The sequence below is a fragment of the Roseomonas sp. WA12 genome (assembly GCF_054165765.1).
The window spans coordinates 3369401-3384895 of record NZ_CM135108.1 but is presented as its reverse complement, the minus strand read 5'-3'; the positions used below and the strand labels follow the sequence as shown (position 1 = coordinate 3384895).

Sequence of the window (15495 nt, the reverse complement as noted above, 5' to 3'; positions counted from 1 at the left end):
GGGTACCAACCGCCCGCGAATACCCGAGGGGGAAGCCGCGTCGGTCCTACCGCGCCAGGATGAACCGCAGACCGCGCTGGACGGCTACGGGGAAGGCCGACATATGCCCGTCATCGGGTAGGGTCTCGAAGTTTAGTTCCAGCCCAGGAAGTTGCCTCAACCGATCGGACAACTCGCGGGCGTGATCGACCATTCGCATCATCTCCATGCGCGGGCGCCAGGCCGGGTCGTGCCACGGCGCGAGGCTCTGCTCGTAGGCGCCCACCGTCATCAGCAGGCGCAGCGGCGCGGGCCGGTCTGGGCGAGCAATGAAACGCTCGGCCGACTTCAGCACCGCGCTCTCCTCCCACCAGGTGGCGGGGCTGCCGGCCACGTGGTCCCGGAAGGCACCGGGCCGAGTGAAGAGGGCGTGCAGCGCGAACAGGCCGCCGAAGGAGTGGCCGAGCACCGCATGGCGCGAAGGGTCGATCGGTGCCGATCGTGCGGCCAGCGGCTTCACCACTTCCTCGATGAAGTCGAGCAGTTCGTCCGCGCCGCCCGTTCGCGCTCCGGGACGGCCCTCGGCAGCCGGCATCTCCCGCCCCGGTGGCGGCGTGAGGTCAAAGGAACGGCGGACGAGGTCGTACGGTCCGTCCGTCTTGTAGCCGATCCCAGCCACAACCGCAGCCGACCGTATCCCCGCCTCGCGCGGCAAGAAGGCGAGGATGCGGATTGTGTCCACGACCATTCCCATGACCGCGTTGGCGTCGAGCACGGTGATCATTGGCCAACCACCCGGCGGCGGATCGCCTGCCGGAACGTGCAGGAACACGCGGAAGGGATGGCCGCCGCGCGATACCAGGTCGTGCTGAACGGTGCCGGGAAGGAGCACAGGCGCGACCTCCTGCGCGTGCGCCGCGGGCGGCCAGGCGAGCGCGGCGAGGAGTGGCGCGAGGTGGCGTCGACGCAAGGAAGGGGAGGAGACTTGGGGGAGAGCCGTGTGGTGCATAGGGCCAATATTGCCACAGGCCGCCTCCGCCGTGATCGGACCATCCTGGCATTCGGGTGCATGCGACGGAACGCATTTGCCCGGCGCTGCGACTGGAAACCCACGTTGTACGACCTGGCCCCTGACGCGCGCGGCAGGACCTACTACGGACAGTCAGGCCAGGAGGAGATCAGCGTCTGCCCGATCTGGCGTGCAGTGCCTGCACTCGTGCGCGACCACGGGACGCCCGACTGCCTGTGATGGCGTGGATCGGAACGTAAAGCTGCACGGGCAGTGTTTTGCAGAACTGAAGTGGTCGCATTGTGGAGACATGTCAGCTGGAGTGGTTGAAAATGCCCCCGATCCTGTCAGCGTCCTGTGCTGCCGGAGCCTGCCCGGTGACGAGCTCCCGGATCAGTGCGGCATTGGCGGATGAGACCGGGTTGTAGACGAGCAAGCCGAGATCGGGCCGCTCCTCGACCGCAAACGAGGAATACTCGAGTTCTATCGTGCCGAGCGTGGGGTGGCGCAGGCGCTTGGTTCCGCCGCCATGGGCACCGACGTCGTTCTCCCGCCAGAGCGTCGCAAATTCCGGGCTCATCCGGCACAGTTCGTCCACGAGTTGGCCGACCTCGGACATGGCGCCGGCCCGCGCCGCATCGGCACGGAAGGCGCTCACGACGAAGCGGGCGACGCTGTCCCAGTCGTGCTGGGCGGCGCGGATCCGGGACTGCCCGAACATCAGGCGCAGGATGTTACGTTCGTCGGGCGGAAGCTTGCTGTAGTCCGTGAGCACCACTGAGGCAGCCTGGTTCCAGGCCACGATGTCCCAAGTGGCCGTCTTGATGATCGCAGGGCTGAACTCCATGGCGTCGAGCAGGCGTTGCAGCCGCGGTGAGACGCCTTCGGCGGCCCGGTATCGCACCTCTGGTTGGCGCCCCAGTCCGAGGAGGAAGAGGTGTTCGCGCTCGACATCCGTCAACATCAGCGCCCGGGCAATCCGGTTCAGCACGTCCGCCGAGGGCGCGCCGCCTCGTCCCTGTTCCAGCCAGGTGTACCAGGTAACACTGATGTTCGCGCGCTGGGCCACCTCCTCCCGGCGCAGGCCCGCCGTTCGCCGGCGGGAGGCGGAGAAACCGAGCGCGGCGGCGTCCAGGCGTGTGCGCCGGTCTTTCAGGTAAGCACCCAGCCTGCTTCCAGTCTTAGCCATGCCGTTAAATCTTATAACCGGATAAGGTCACTACTTTAACCCTGTGCTGGTGCGGCGGATATCGGTCTCGGAAAGAAATGGGGCCTCAACATGCGTGTGTTCGTCACCGGCGCGACCGGTTTCATCGGCTCGCGGATCGTGCCCGAGCTTATCGGGGCAGGGCACCAAGTGGTGGGCCTTACACGTTCGGAAGAAGGGGCCGAGAGGCTTGCCGCCATGGGCGCGCAGGCGCATCGCGGCGCACTGGAAGACACTGACAGCCTCCGCCGCGGCGTCGCGCTGGCAGATGGCGTGATCCACTGCGCCTTCGACCATGACTTCCCCAACTTCGTTGCTAATTGCGAGAAGGACCGGCGGGTCATCGAGGCGATGGGCGCAGAGCTCGCCGGCTCCGACCGCCCGATCGTCATTACTTCCGGCATTGGACTGGGCGATCCTGGACACGGGGAACTGGCGCGCGAGGACGTGTTCAACCCTGCCCACCCGAACCCCCGAAGAACCTCCGAGATCGCGGGTGCGGAGCTGCTGGAGGCCGGCGTCAACGTCTCGATCATGCGGCTGTCGCAGATTCACGACACCTTTCGGCAAGGCCTCGTCACGCCGATGGTCAATGCTGCCCGCGCGAAGGGCATCTCGGCCTATCTGGGCGACGGCCAGAACCGTTGGGCGGCCGCGCATGTCACCGATGTTGTCCGCCTCTACCGCTTGGTGCTGGAGAGAGCGGAGGCGGGCGCGCGGTACCACGCGGTGGACGAGGAAGGCGTGGCCGCCCGCGACATCGCCGAGGCAATCGGGCAGGGGCTGGGTGTGCCAGTGACCTCCATCCCGCCCGAGGAAGCGCAGAACCAGTTCGGATGGCTCAGCATATTCGCCGGCCTCAATATGTCGGCCTCCAATGCCTGGACGCGCGAACTGCTGGGCTGGCAGCCGAGCGGACCTGGGCTGCTCGCCGATCTTGAGGCGATGAATTATCGAGCAGCGTGAGCGGAAGGGCCGGCCCATGGCCGAGGTGCTGTCTGCCCGGGCCCGCATCGAGGAATGGAGGTGCCACTACAACGAGGAACGATCTCAGGCGGCTCTGGGGAACTCGAGCCCGAATGCCTTCGCTGACCAAGCTCAACCAACCCAAGCACTTGCGTAGACCCCGAACCTAAGTCGGGGGCGAGACCAGTGCCCAAGAAATTCGCGCTCCTGCCGAATCAGTTTCTGGGGTCAGGACCACTACGCAAGGGTGCGTCGTCAGCGCTGAGTAACTGAGAGGCGCAGGCAAGCGCCTTTCTGGATTGTCCAAAAGAATGGCACCGACGACGCAGTTCAGCAGGCGGTTGTTTCCCGGCGGAAATGCAGCTAGAGGTAGTAGGCTTCTAACCATCAATTCCTTCGAGGCGTGGGTGCTGCAGGTCTACCCCTTAGTGACGAGGGATAGAGGCCTTCTACGGGGTCTAAGCGGGGATGCAGGTTGTTATGCATGAAGGTCTTGTACTCCTCACAGCATTGCTTGCTTTCGGATCTTTTGGGTGGGGTATGAGGGGCCACTTCCGAGTTGAGGGCAGTATGCCGCGCCGGATGAAGAATCTATCCCTCTGCAGTACAGCCGCCTTCATCCTCTTCGGCGCGATTGTCATCCTGTCAGGTGTGGGGTCTACGGCAGCGGCGGTCGCACTCGTGCTCTTTCTGGGGAGTGCATTTCTGTTCTGGTGGGCGGTTCGGACCACCAGGGCGCGGCCGCCAGCTATCGCGCATACGGACAACGTCCCGACCATGATCCACATGGATGGGCCTTACGCCCTCGTGCGGCATCCGTTCTATCTGGCGTACTGTGTGGGTTGGCTCGGCACCGCTGTGGCCGCCGGACCAATCCAGTGGTTGCCAGCCTTTCTTATCGTCGCATGGTATTACAGGACCGCGCGTGAGGAGGAGGAGCATTTCGCGCGCTCCGCGGTGTCCACGCAGTACGCGCAATATCGGAGGCGAACTGGGCTGATCCTCCCGCGCGTTTTCTGACCATGCAGACCATTCGCGAAGGGCTTCTGGCCCGTCTTCGGACTGCCCTGGACACGGTTCGACGCGCGATGCGGCTTCGGCCTCCCACCACCGACCAGGAGGCGGCGGTCATGCGTGACCAATGCAACCTGCTGGTCCTCCTCTGCCTCCTCTTCAGCGCGGCCGGGAGCTTCAACGCCGGGGTCAACGCGTTCGCTTTCGGTGTGACCGAGTACCCGCCCCTGATGGCGATGGTCGCAGTAGTTTTGGGCCTCTACGCTGCGATCACCGGGATCGCTATCCGGTGGTGGCGCCGGAAGGACGATTACCGTTTCCTCCGCCATGCCCGTATTCTCTACGCCTGCCTCGGCCTCGCGTGGGGGACGACCATCGTCCTCTTCGCGATCAATGGTCGTCCTGACCAGACTGTTCTCCTCTTGGGGCTCGCCTCCGGGGTTGTCTCCACTCCCATTATCAGTGTTCCCATGGCGGTGGCCTTCGCCTTCTTCATCCCCAATGCTATTCTGTCCATCTACGCGGTTGGTTTCGCCATGCCGCACGCCGATGCCTATTCTGCTACGGCCTTCATCTCTTTCTGCGCCTACGCGACCTTCGGCATTATCTTCACCAACGTCACTTTCACCGGGCGGTCCGAGGCTCGGGCCGCACTTCAGCGCGAGATCGAGACTGTCAACGTATTCCTGCGGGAGTACGAGGAGGGATCTTCCGACTGGCTGTGGCAGACGGACCGCGACGGCCGCATCACCGAAGCAACGGCCCAAATGGCCGAGGCCATTGGGCTGACAACCGAGCAGGTGAACGGTCGCCTGCTGGTTGACCTCATCTCCACCGTCCCGGACGCCGAGCGGGGTGAGGAGGTTCTGTATCAGGACCTGGCTGCCTGTCTCCAGGACCATCAGGCCTTCCGCGATCTGCTCGTTAAGCGCGAGGGCGTGGGGGGGCGCCGATGGTTCCGGCTGACCGGGCACCCGGTCTTTGGCGAGGGCGGCAGTCCCGCCGGCTTCCGGGGCATCGGCCGTGACGTCACGTCTGGGCACGAAGCAAGCGAGAAGGTCAACTACCTCGCCCACCACGACAGCCTGACCGGATTGCTCAACCGTCGTTCCTTTGTCGAAACTGTTCGCACACTGTGCCGAGAGAAGCGGTCGTTCGCCCTGGTCCTCATCGATCTCGATAACTTCAAGGGCGTCAACGATACCTACGGCCACCAAGTCGGTGACCGGTTGCTTCAGGAAATAGCGGGCCGCATTCACCAGGCAATCCGTCCGCAGGACGTCGGGGCGCGGCTTGGCGGCGACGAGTTCGCGGCGCTGATCGCGGGTGCGGACGGGGAAGAAGGCCTTGCAGTGGCCCAGCGGCTGGCTCAACGCCTCGGTGAGATCTTCGAGGTGGAAGGGATCACGATCCAACCCGGCGCCAGCCTCGGCGTCAGCTCCCACCCGAAGGACGGCCAGGAATCCGAGCGTCTGATGATGTTGGCCGACCTCTCCCTCTACAAGGCCAAGGAGCGCGGCAAAGGCCAGGCCTATCTCTTCGACCGGTGGATTGAGGAGGAGCACCGCAGCCTGATCAACCAGGAAGGCGAACTCGCTGAGGCCATACGCAGCAACCAGATCGGCCTTCTCTACCAGCCGATCGTGGACCTGAGGTCTCGTCGCATCGTCTCGGCCGAAGCCCTCGTCCGCTGGAACCATCCTACGCGCGGCACAATTGGACCGAGCGAGTTCATCACGACGGCTGAGCGCTCGGACCTGATGGAGGAGCTCGGTAAGATTGTCCTCGCAATCGCCTGCCGCGATGCCGTCTCCTGGCAGGAGCCCATCCAGGTCAACGTCAACCTCTCCCCACGACAACTGCGCTCCGGTCGCTTCCCGCAAATCCTCGCCGGGGTATTAGAGGAGAGTGGCCTTCCTCCAGAGCGCCTCGCCATCGAGATCACGGAGAGCGTTCTTCTCGACCAGGATGACAGGACCCTGCGGCAACTCGACGCCATCCGGGAAATGGGCGTGAAGATCGTCCTCGATGACTTCGGTACAGGGTATTCGTCCCTCACCTACCTACATGAGGTCGAGGTGAGCGGCATTAAGATCGATGCCACCTTCACCCAGAAGCTGCCAGAGCGAAAAGTCGTGGTGATTTACCGGATGATCGCCCGTATGGCGCTCGATCTGAATATCTACGTGGTCGCCGAGGGTGTGGAAGATGCGAGCCAGCTCGAGTGGCTTAATCAGAACGGGATCCGCTTTGCCCAGGGCTACCTTCTCGGCCGCCCGACACCCTCTCCGCCCGCGATCCAGTCCGAGTATCTGGCCTGACGGGCGGCCCCGATTAGAAGTTGTAGGAAAGGCCGAGCGTCAGGGATACGGGGTCGGGGTCTATGCTGACACGCACAGGGAGGTTCCCCGCAACGCCTTTGGCATCAAAAGAAATCCAGGTTTTCCGAACGTCCACGAAGGCGGAAAAGCGATCGTTGAAATGCAGCAGTCCGCCGACCTGCAGATAGGGGCCAGCATTGTCCGCAACCCGAAGCTCTGACATTGAGCCACCACGCGTCCTGAAGACCGCGGTGTAGTTCAGACCGGCACCGACGAAGGGCTCGAAGCGGCCCAGGGTGAAGGGGTGATACTGAAATCCCACTTGCGCCGCGCCGTAGGTCACCTTTCGCAGAAGTCCCTGGTCCGAGAAGTCGCCGCGCCCGCGCAGCGCGACGGTCGGGGGAAGTCCGCCCAGCACCGAAACGCTCCAATCGGGCGAGAAGCGCCAGCCAAGCTCCAAAGCCGCGAATGATATGTCGTCGAGCGCCACCCGTGCCCCAGGTACCGGCTGGCCAGCGACCGAGGCGCGCCCGGTCGTGCGGTAAGATGCCAAGCCATAACCCACGCGAGCGAAGAAGGCTTCACTCCGGTCTCCGACGCCCTGCGTCAAACCAGGGCGCGGGACGGCAATCGCGATGACAGTGCTGGCGACAAGGTAACGAAGGCGGAGAGATGGTGGCACGTTCACTATTCCACTGCTCGCACGATCTTGCCACACGTTCCGATTGAGTGGAACCAGGCAAGTTCGTGCGAGGGGTGTGGTATCGGGCTGCCCGGGACAGTTTTCTTCCTTAATCAGCCAATCAGGGACAGTTGCACCGGTTCTCCCCGATAGAAGCCTTCCAGGTTGCTCGTGGCGTGCGTCATGGGATCCATCATCGGGACCTTGGTACGCACTGCGTCATAGCGCTGACGGTCGCTGGCCATGAGCAGCATCGGGCAGCTGAGACCGGGATAAGGCTTCAGCTCGGAAGCCGCGGAGTAACCCAGGCGCTTGTAGAAAGGAGCGTGATTCGACCGCACGCAGGCAAGAAAGATCTGCGTGTGGTGGCAGAGCGCAACGTAGCCAGCGATCCGATAGAGCAGGAAGACGAGCCCCTGGTTGTTCTCCGCCTCCGGGCTGCGGACCAGGCGGGTGACCTCAATGGCACGGCCAGCAAAGGCGTCGTTCGGATGCGCATTGAGCAGGCCTCCTACCTCCTCGGGAAAGGTATCCAGGGCTGGAGACGTGTAGCTCGTTCCACGTTCCAGCATGCAGATACGAACCGACGCGATAGGAGCGTCGTCGTCGTACAGAACGACAGTCTCGGCGTTGGAAGAACCGTCGTAGCGATCGTGGAAGAGGCCCGTCGGGTTTTCACTGATGAAGCCGCCGGCGAGGTAGCTGCGGTAGCGGAGCCGGTAAGCATCCTCCCGGACCTCGTCGGAGGTAGCTAAACGCGCCGTGTAGATGGCGCCACGGGCCGACGTGCCAGGGACGACCCTTCGACGCGGCGGCGGCGCAACGTGAGAGCCGCGGTAAGATGCCACGGTGCTCGCCGGATGGTCGAGCGCGGGGGTAACGTTGCGCGTGTTGGTACGGTGAAACATCGGAGTTCTCCTGTCGGGGTCGTTGCCCTGAGGAGATGGTAGCTACCGCATGCCAGCCGGGCATCACCGCAGAGCTCTCTTTGCCTAAGGTGGATCAAAGCACACCTATCAGCCCCTCGAGTTGATGGGGCCGATGCCAACTTTCGGTTGTTACGGCAGAGTTCTCACAACCACGTAGATCGATGCTCAACGCACCTGAGTGTATAAGCCTCGCTTGGAACCTGCCGACGTACTGCGGGCCGGAGGCGTGGGTCTCCTTGTGGGAAGGAACGGGATGTTTGACGCCGTCAGAACCGTTGCGGAGTACCGCCTCCTCGACGAGGCGGAGGTCATGATCGGCTACATGGACGGCATGGCCGGCTTAATGGGCGAGACGGATATGACGCGATCCTACTGGCATGGCTGGCGTAACGGTGTGGTGGACGCCGGCTTCATCGAGCCCGATGAGGCGCAGCTGCTGATCGAAGCAGAGTTCGCGAGCTTGGCCCGGCCCTAAAAGCCCGGATTCGGCCAGCACCAGAAGGCATCAATGGCAGCCTTGCGCCACGCAGCAGTCCACGACGGCCGTACAGGCTGTCTGCGCCGGGAGCCCGGCAGAGGTGGTGCCGGCCGGTGAACGCCCTGTGATGGAGAGGGCGCGGTGTGAGGCGGGGCTATGCTAGCTGTGTCGGTCTCGCCTCAGGCCTTCCTCGTCGAGGAGGCGGTGAGGATGACGCGTGCCTTGCTCACAGCAACCGCCAGCAGCAGCACGGTGGCAACGAAGACGCCCCCGGGCTCGCTGATCACGGCTGCCGGCCCGTCCGGCGGGAGCCATGTCCCTGGGAGATTTGGCAGGCCGCCCGGTCCGGGCAGGCTGGGAAGACCTGGGCCGCCAAGCCCAGGCGTCAGCTCTGGCACATAGGGGGACGGGGCGACATCGCCGTTGGGCGCGGTAGGAAGCTGAGTCTGGAACTCTTGGACGCTTGTCTCGTACCAAGTGCCTGTCAGGGCGTCGCGCACGAGCAGACCTCCGCGGCCTGGCGGAGAGCCCTCGGCAAAGCTGCCAGGGCCAACGGCGCTTGACGGGGAGCTCCCGAGGCGACCGGCGCCTAGCGGGGAGCTGCCCACAGAGCTCCCAAAACCACCGCCATCTCGCGAGGGGCTCCCGACAAAGCCTCCAGGGCTACCGCTGAACGGGGAGTATGCAGATGGGCCGGCGGTCCCAGGCGGAGGAGCGACAACTGCCATGCCGCCACTCGGTATGTGGGCTAGGTCGGCCTGCATCAGGTCGGACACCGAGGCTACCGCTGCATTCTGGCTGGAGCACTTGTCATGGAACCGATTGGGCGAGACGCCGTCGATGCAGCGCATGCACCCGCGGACCATCATCCACTTGCAGGCAGGCATCAGTCCTCCGTCTCTTTTCTTGCCTAAGGAGCGTCTTTGTATCTTTTCTTGCCCCATCAACGCAAATCGCTGCTCGGGGGTGTGGCTCCCGCGCTACTTCGGGGAGGTGGTTAGGCCGGGTCGAGGTGTTGGCGAGCCCTGCTCGGTCGCTGCGCGGAGGTCCTGACGTAAATAGCGCAGCGGGCATGTCTCATCGCAGACCACGCGAACGCTTCAGGACTGCATGAACGGCAAACCTAGGCAGACATGGGTGGCGGAAACGCGAAACAGGGCGTGTAGTGCCGAGTGCGGGCCGGGCTCTAGAAAATGTACACGCACCGGGTCCAGCGGCCCGATTTTTCGCCTCTATTGCCTCGCGCCAGCTCGCTGCACGTTCGTGGGACAGGCCGTAGCCGAAAAAGTTTGGAAGCTGGCGTAGTCTCGTTCCTACCCTGCGCCATCACGGGATCGCTGCGCACGCGAATGCTAAGCGAGCAGAGCACGCCGGTGAGAGATCTCTGCGAAAAGTGTTCTGCTCGCAGTCCGATGCTCTCGCACAGTTAAGATGATGCAACCGCATCGGTCTGCCAGTTCGCCTCAATCAGCGGGTAGTAAACTGCATATTCCAACCCCGGACTTTCTTGTCGAAGATGAGTGTTCGTTAGTGGTCAGGGCCGACCTGCATGTCATCGTCCCAAAACTCGCAAAAGCACATCCTCGACTTGGAGTTGTTGGTGTTGCAGGCGGTTCGAAAGGTGATGGGAGAAGTAGCTGCGGAGAACCAGGTCAAAGCCCTTCTGAACCTTCGGGCCGAGTTGGAGTTCTGTCTGCACGAGGCGTTGATGTCGGGCGGTGTTGTTGACGCGATGAACATTCGGGCCGAGTTGGCCGCAGCATTCGATAAGGCTCTGCGTTCCATTCAGGATGGCAGCTAAAACTTGCGACTAGATTCTGCATCTCTTGTGAGCTGCTGTCACATTCACTTTCAAGACGAACTCGAAGACACGCTGCTCCGCCCCAACACGCAGGCTGGGGCGGTTCTGGGTCGAGGTTGCGCTAATAGGTGCTACGGAGCGCCAGACGGTCGCGTGTGCCACGCCGCGCGCCAACGATGGTGACTAGCAGCCCCAAGAGCATCGTCAGGAAGATGGAGAACGTGGCCACAGATGCGCCCTTTGCAGCAGCGTCGGCTGCCTGGCGAGCGCGCTGCTCGGCCTGTTGCAAGGATTGCCTGGCTTGCTGCTCCGCCTGTGCCACGCGCTGCTGCGCCTCCTCCGGGCTGACATTGTACTCGGCCGCTACAAGGGCGTTCAGCCGATCCCGGTCACCGCCAGACAGGTTCCCGTCCGACACCCATCGCCCGACCACTGTTGCGATCTCGGCCTTGCGCTGGTCCGATGTCATGGCTGCAGGAGCATTGCCAGCGCCGGCGAGGGCGTTCTGTGCCCGTTCGACGATGCGCTGTGCAGCCGACTGCGCAGCGTCGGTGCTTGTGCGGTTGGCGACCTGTCCACCGACAGCGGAGGCTGCGGACCCGATACCACTCGCGATGCCGCCGATGGCTCCCGTCACGCCGCTTGCTGCGGTCGAGGCAACGCCGGCGACAAGATTGCCAAGCAGCATGGCAGAGATCAGGAAGGAAGCCGCCCACATGGCCATGCCGTGGAGCGTCGCATCGGTGTTGCTGGCCGTACCGGACAGGCGCGCTGCGGTGTAACCTCCCACGCCGAGGCCGATCAGGTTGGAGACGAGCAGCCAGATTCCGGCGCCGATGCCGAAGCTGGAAGCCGCCGGGGTGTCGCGCGCCGTCGTGTCCACAAGGGTCGCGCCCACAGCCGCGCCAAGGACGTTGAGCATGAGGCCGATCGCCAGGGCCACGATGGCGCCGGCCAGGACCGCGCCCCAGGACACGCGCGGCAGGGAGACGGCAACGGTCGGCGGCACGGCGCTTCCCGCAGGTCCCAGGCCTGGGTAATTGGAGGACATACAATCTCTTTCGCTTGGCCGCGGTAAGGCGGCTCCGGACTGCAGAGCGGCCCGGCGTGCGGCCGGGCCGTGTTGTGTCACCTGTGGAGCGGCTTACCGGTCCGCCGCGTCGCGCACGCTGTCCTTCACGCTGCCAGCGGCATTTTGAACCTTGCCCTCGGCTTTCTGGGCCGCGCCCTCGGCCTGGGTCTTGGCATCGCCAGTAAGCTTGCCGAAGACTTCTTTAACGGAGCCTACGGCCTGCTTGGCCGCGCCTTCAATGCGATCCTTGTCCACGCTCTCGTTCCTTCGAAGAGGCCCGGACCGCGATGGCCCGGGTTGCGCTCAACCAACGGTCCCCTTCGTGGCAGGTTTGAGCTGCCCTCCCAGAACGCACGCAGCACCTGATGCATTCGCATCAGCGGCATGATTGAAACAGCTTGTTCAGACTGCCGTGGTCTAACTCTCGTCAGGTGCCCAGGCCGCGTTCGCGCGCCCAGACGACCAACTGGGCGCGTGAGCCGACCTTCAGCCTTCTGTACAGCCCGTTCACATGGTTTCGGACGGTAGTCGGGCTGATGCCGAGTTGCCCGGCGATAGCCGCGTCGTCCAACCCACGCGATACCAGCTCCAGCACCTCCCGCGCCCTCGTCGGGAGCGCCGAGATAGCAGCCGGCGCGCTGTCCTTGGACAACACGGGCCCCGATCGGGCGAGGTGGTCCAACACCCGCGCCGTGATGGTTCCTGTGTCGGTCATGGCTGCGGCAATAGCAGCTGCGATTTCGCCCCGTGTTCGCGCTCGCTCTGGGGCGCGGGGCGCGACGAGGAGCATACAGGGCTCGCCACCAAGTTCCACCGGCGTAGCGGAGACTGCACAGGCCAGGGCGGTGCCGTCCTGCACATGCAGGAGGACTTCCTCATCGGCCAAGCGCGCCTCCCTCCGGAACTTTTCAGCTAGGTTGTCCGCCACGACTGGATCGGCCCAGAGCGGCAACTCCTCAGCTGTACGGCCCACTACATCCGCCTCCTTGCGGTTCGTGCTCCAGCAAAACGCGTCATTGGCAAGCAAGATCCGAGCTTCGTGCGCAGTGGCCAGTAGCGCCGGCACGGGAAGGGCACGGAAAGCCAGGGCGAAACGCTCCTCGCTCTGCCGCAGGGCCCTCTCGGCGTTCCGGCGCCCGTCCAGATCGGCGAAGGTGAATAGCATGCAAGCCGTGCTGCCAATCTCAATGGGCTGGCCGGCCAGCACGACGCACTTCTCACGCCCGTCAGGCAGCTGCAGCGTCGCCTCCATTTGCGGGATGGTGCGTCCCTCTCCCAAGCGCTCCACCGCCAGCTCCCGTCGGGCCGCCCCTTCCAGTACATCCACGTCATAGGCAGAGCGCCCAATCACCTGATCTTCCCGATACCCTGTCATCTCCAGAAAACCGCGGTTGACCCGGATGTGACGGAGGTCGGAGAGGCGCAGGATGAGGGCCGGGGCCGGGTTGGCGTTGAAGGCTCGTTCGAAACGCTCCTCGGCGTCGTAGCGCTCGGTCTCGTCGCGCAGGATTAGAACCAGGAGGTCAGGAAGTCCTGCCTCGTCGGTCAGCACCAGACTGCGGACCCGATGCGTCCAGCGAGCCTCAGCCTCGCCCGCGGGCGCGACTTCCACCACAACCTCGTCGAAAGTCTCCCCGGACATGATCCGCTCGAGCGGGTACTCGCCCTCCGGCAGGCGATGCCGGTTTCGGTAGCGCAGATCGAAGCGCTTGCGGTAGCCGGCAGCGGTGCTTCCAAGCTCGCTGAGTTCCGCCACGCCGTGCATGGCCAGGGCGGGCCCGTTGGCCCAAACGATACCCCGATCCGGAGCGATCAAGACCACCCCATCACTCACCCCTGCGATGATTGAGCGGAGTTGCTGGGTGTCGGCATGGTGCGGAGGGGTAGGAGAGGTCATGGACGATGAACGGCTGCTACAGCACCGAGTTCATGCACCGAGGATCAGCCGCAGCCGCAGGTAGAGACCTGTTCTGGTAGCTGGCCCAAGCTGAAGCACTCCGGCTCTGACAGCTGATGCACAGCAAGGATTGACCCGGCCGGTGGCTCGGCCCAACAGCCAAGTCGTCGGGTGAGGAGATAGATGATTCGATACTTGTGAAGGGGGCGAAAGCCTGGCCAGCAATGAGCAGTACCATCGCAATGCAAGTAAATGGGAAGTCATTGTAAGAGAAGCGGTGCCTACCCGTTTCGGTAGTTGGATTTGGGGCAATGCCTCGCGCTGCTCCAGCCTGGACATCGCCGCTTGGTTTCCAGACCAAAGAATGCAAAGCGCACCAGCTCAGAGGCGATTTTCTTTCCCGCCGCCCTGACCCTCCCCAGCTCCTGACCTCGGCCTTCAGCACTCCGGGCGACTTGCTTAAGTGCCTCTGAACCTACCCGCAGCCGCCTGCAACGCGGTGTTCCAGAGCTTGCTCAGGACCGGGCTGCTTGGATGTGGTGCTCGTGATCTCCGACGACTGACACGCAAGGGAGCCCTCAGGAGAGCATCGTCACCACGGCTGGTCTGAAGCAGGGTCTTCTCAGGACGGCCAAGCCCAGGGCCGGCAACTCGCCCCGTCCATCGTGAGGCGGTGAACCTGGTCAATCTCTCACTCGCAGACATTCCAAAGGTGAGGAGGCTTGTCAGCTCTCAAAGAGTGACCCAGAACGATGCTCGTCATAAAAATGTAACGGAGGGAGTGATGCCTAAGAAGCTTGGGAAGGCTGGGCAGACCGCAATCAGCCGCCGCGCACTTGGTGCTCTCATCCCGTCCATTGCCGGCGCTGCGCAGGCCCAGAGCGCAGGGGTGTCCGGAAAAGTCAGCGTTGTTACCTCCTTCTCGAATGACGTGACTGGCCCGTTCAAGCGGGCCTTCGAAGCCGCGCATCCCGGCATCACGCTAGACGTCCAGAACCGCAACACCACCGCCGGCGTCCGCTTCGTCCAGGAGACGCGCACGAACAACGCCGTGGACCTGTTCTGGGCCTCCGCGCCCGATGCATTCGAGGTCCTGAAGACCGCCGGCCTGTTGGAGGCTTACCGTCCAACAGCGCAGGGCATTCCGGAGAGGATCGGTCCCTATACGATCAACGATCCGGAGGGGTTCGTCACGGGCTTCGCGGCCTCGGGCTACGGCATCATGTGGAATGAGCGCTACACCCGTGCCAACCGTCTGCCCGAGCCGAAGGAATGGGCTGATCTCGCGAAGCCCGTTTACCACGACCACGTCATCATCACCGCGCCATCCCGTTCCGGCACCACGCATCTGACGCTCGAGACCATCCTGCAGGGCGAAGGGTGGGAGAAGGGCTGGGGCACGGTGAAGGGCTTTTCCGGCAACCTGCGGCAGATCACGGAGCGCTCATTCGGCGTGCCGGATGCCGTCAATTCCGGCCAGGTCGGGATTGGCATCGTGATCGACTTCTTCGCCTTCTCGGCGCAAGGCGCGGGCTTCCCGGTGAAGTTCGTTTATCCGTCCGTCACCACGGTGGTGCCGGCCAACATCGCCATCGTGAAGAACCCGCCGAACTTGGCTGGCGCCAAGGCCTTCATCGATTTCCTTCTCTCCACCCAGGGGCAGGAGATCCTGCTGGAGCCGACGATCCGCCGGCTGCCGGTGAACCCGGCGGTCTATGCCAAGGCACCGGCCGGCTATCCGAACCCCTTCACCGGCTCCATCGGCATGCCGAGCCTGCGTTTCGATGTGGTGGAATCCGGCAAGCGCTACGCAGTGGTCGATTCCCTTTACGACCAGACCATCGGCACCAACCTGGAGGGTCTGAAGCGCGCAACCAAGGCGATCGGCGATGTCGAGACACGGCTCGCCCGCAGGGACAATCCCGCCGCCCGGGCGCTGCTGGTGGAAGCGCGCGCCCTGATCAGCGCGATGCCGATCACCGAGGCGGAAGCCTCTTCCGACGCCATGACAGGCGCCTTCAGCGGCCGCGCCGGCAGCCCACGCCAGGCGGAGCTGGAGCAACGCTGGTCCGCCTTCGCGCGGGAGAAGTATCAGGCAGCCGCCGCCAAGGCGGCTGATGCAGCGAAGGCGGCGGGCTGA

14 protein-coding genes are annotated in these 15495 nt (G+C 64.0%); 6 read left to right on the top strand and 8 right to left on the bottom strand.

Annotated elements, in window-relative coordinates:
• Positions 1 to 46 precede the first annotated feature (46 nt).
• Positions 47 to 949, bottom strand: a complete 903-nt coding sequence (locus ACVBD7_RS16215) for an alpha/beta hydrolase (protein WP_458094269.1) — start codon at positions 947 to 949, stop codon at positions 47 to 49.
• A 352-nt stretch (positions 950 to 1301) separates the two neighbouring features.
• Entirely contained in the window at positions 1302 to 2177 is an 876-nt protein-coding gene (locus ACVBD7_RS16210) for a helix-turn-helix transcriptional regulator (RefSeq protein ID WP_458094268.1), read from the bottom strand.
• A 90-nt stretch (positions 2178 to 2267) separates the two neighbouring features.
• On the opposite strand from ACVBD7_RS16210, the gene ACVBD7_RS16205 reads away from it, so the two are divergent.
• The 3 genes from ACVBD7_RS16205 to ACVBD7_RS16195 all read left to right on the top strand — a co-directional run bounded on the left by ACVBD7_RS16205 (position 2268) and on the right by ACVBD7_RS16195 (position 6496).
• The gene (locus ACVBD7_RS16205) at positions 2268 to 3161 is read left to right on the top strand and encodes an SDR family oxidoreductase (RefSeq protein WP_458094267.1); all 894 of its coding nucleotides are present in this window, start codon (positions 2268 to 2270) and stop codon (positions 3159 to 3161) included.
• Positions 3162 to 3731: 570 nt separating this feature from the next.
• The gene (locus ACVBD7_RS16200) at positions 3732 to 4181 is read left to right on the top strand and encodes a methyltransferase family protein (protein WP_458094266.1); all 450 of its coding nucleotides are present in this window, start codon (positions 3732 to 3734) and stop codon (positions 4179 to 4181) included.
• Between the two features lie 2 nt (positions 4182 to 4183).
• Positions 4184 to 6496 carry a putative bifunctional diguanylate cyclase/phosphodiesterase gene (locus tag ACVBD7_RS16195; RefSeq protein WP_458094265.1) on the top strand — a complete coding sequence of 771 codons (2313 nt, stop codon included), beginning with the start codon at positions 4184 to 4186 and terminating at the stop codon, positions 6494 to 6496.
• A 13-nt stretch (positions 6497 to 6509) separates the two neighbouring features.
• On the opposite strand, the gene ACVBD7_RS16190 is transcribed toward ACVBD7_RS16195, so the two are convergent.
• Both ACVBD7_RS16190 and ACVBD7_RS16185 read right to left on the bottom strand, forming a co-directional pair.
• Positions 6510 to 6986, bottom strand: coding sequence for an OmpW/AlkL family protein (locus tag ACVBD7_RS16190; RefSeq protein WP_458094264.1), 477 nt, complete (start codon positions 6984 to 6986; stop codon positions 6510 to 6512).
• 305 nt (positions 6987 to 7291) lie between these two features.
• Entirely contained in the window at positions 7292 to 8086 is a 795-nt protein-coding gene (locus ACVBD7_RS16185) for an N-acyl amino acid synthase FeeM domain-containing protein (protein ID WP_458094263.1), read from the bottom strand.
• 274 nt (positions 8087 to 8360) lie between these two features.
• Between ACVBD7_RS16185 and ACVBD7_RS16180 the strand changes: the two genes are divergently transcribed.
• Positions 8361 to 8582 carry a hypothetical protein gene (locus tag ACVBD7_RS16180; protein ID WP_458094262.1) on the top strand — a complete coding sequence of 74 codons (222 nt, stop codon included), beginning with the start codon at positions 8361 to 8363 and terminating at the stop codon, positions 8580 to 8582.
• Positions 8583 to 8764: 182 nt separating this feature from the next.
• Here the strand turns inward: ACVBD7_RS16180 and ACVBD7_RS16175 are convergent, their stop codons facing one another.
• Positions 8765 to 9085 carry a hypothetical protein gene (locus ACVBD7_RS16175; protein WP_458094261.1) on the bottom strand — a complete coding sequence of 107 codons (321 nt, stop codon included), beginning with the start codon at positions 9083 to 9085 and terminating at the stop codon, positions 8765 to 8767.
• A gap of 1049 nt (positions 9086 to 10134) precedes the next feature.
• Here ACVBD7_RS16175 and ACVBD7_RS16170 point away from each other — a divergent pair.
• Positions 10135 to 10386: a hypothetical protein gene (locus ACVBD7_RS16170; protein WP_458094260.1), complete on the top strand. Its 252-nt coding sequence runs from the start codon at positions 10135 to 10137 to the stop codon at positions 10384 to 10386.
• 121 nt (positions 10387 to 10507) lie between these two features.
• On the opposite strand, the gene ACVBD7_RS16165 is transcribed toward ACVBD7_RS16170, so the two are convergent.
• From ACVBD7_RS16165 to ACVBD7_RS16155, 3 genes are all read right to left on the bottom strand, one after another.
• On the bottom strand, positions 10508 to 11395 hold the full coding sequence (locus ACVBD7_RS16165) for a hypothetical protein (protein ID WP_458094259.1): 888 nt from the start codon (positions 11393 to 11395) through the stop codon (positions 10508 to 10510).
• A gap of 135 nt (positions 11396 to 11530) precedes the next feature.
• Positions 11531 to 11713 (bottom strand): CsbD family protein, encoded by a 183-nt coding sequence (locus ACVBD7_RS16160; RefSeq protein ID WP_458094258.1) that lies wholly within the window; start codon positions 11711 to 11713, stop codon positions 11531 to 11533.
• A 172-nt stretch (positions 11714 to 11885) separates the two neighbouring features.
• On the bottom strand, positions 11886 to 13355 hold the full coding sequence (locus ACVBD7_RS16155; protein ID WP_458094257.1) for a PAS domain S-box protein: 1470 nt from the start codon (positions 13353 to 13355) through the stop codon (positions 11886 to 11888).
• A gap of 784 nt (positions 13356 to 14139) precedes the next feature.
• On the opposite strand from ACVBD7_RS16155, the gene ACVBD7_RS16150 reads away from it, so the two are divergent.
• On the top strand, positions 14140 to 15495 hold the full coding sequence (locus tag ACVBD7_RS16150) for an ABC transporter substrate-binding protein (protein WP_458094256.1): 1356 nt from the start codon (positions 14140 to 14142) through the stop codon (positions 15493 to 15495).

What these genes read in the sequence shown, in the direction of transcription:
- ACVBD7_RS16210 (WP_458094268.1), bottom strand. Translation starts at nt 2,177, where the DNA reads ATGGCTAAGACTGGAAGCAGGCTGGGTGCTTACCTGAAAGACCGGCGC.
- ACVBD7_RS16205 (WP_458094267.1), top strand. Translation starts at nt 2,268, where the DNA reads ATGCGTGTGTTCGTCACCGGCGCGACCGGTTTCATCGGCTCGCGGATC.
- ACVBD7_RS16200 (WP_458094266.1), top strand. Translation starts at nt 3,732, where the DNA reads ATGCCGCGCCGGATGAAGAATCTATCCCTCTGCAGTACAGCCGCCTTC.
- ACVBD7_RS16195 (WP_458094265.1), top strand. Translation starts at nt 4,184, where the DNA reads ATGCAGACCATTCGCGAAGGGCTTCTGGCCCGTCTTCGGACTGCCCTG.
- ACVBD7_RS16185 (WP_458094263.1), bottom strand. Translation starts at nt 8,086, where the DNA reads ATGTTTCACCGTACCAACACGCGCAACGTTACCCCCGCGCTCGACCAT.
- ACVBD7_RS16180 (WP_458094262.1), top strand. Translation starts at nt 8,361, where the DNA reads ATGTTTGACGCCGTCAGAACCGTTGCGGAGTACCGCCTCCTCGACGAG.
- ACVBD7_RS16170 (WP_458094260.1), top strand. Translation starts at nt 10,135, where the DNA reads ATGTCATCGTCCCAAAACTCGCAAAAGCACATCCTCGACTTGGAGTTG.
- ACVBD7_RS16155 (WP_458094257.1), bottom strand. Translation starts at nt 13,355, where the DNA reads ATGACCTCTCCTACCCCTCCGCACCATGCCGACACCCAGCAACTCCGC.
- ACVBD7_RS16150 (WP_458094256.1), top strand. Translation starts at nt 14,140, where the DNA reads ATGCCTAAGAAGCTTGGGAAGGCTGGGCAGACCGCAATCAGCCGCCGC.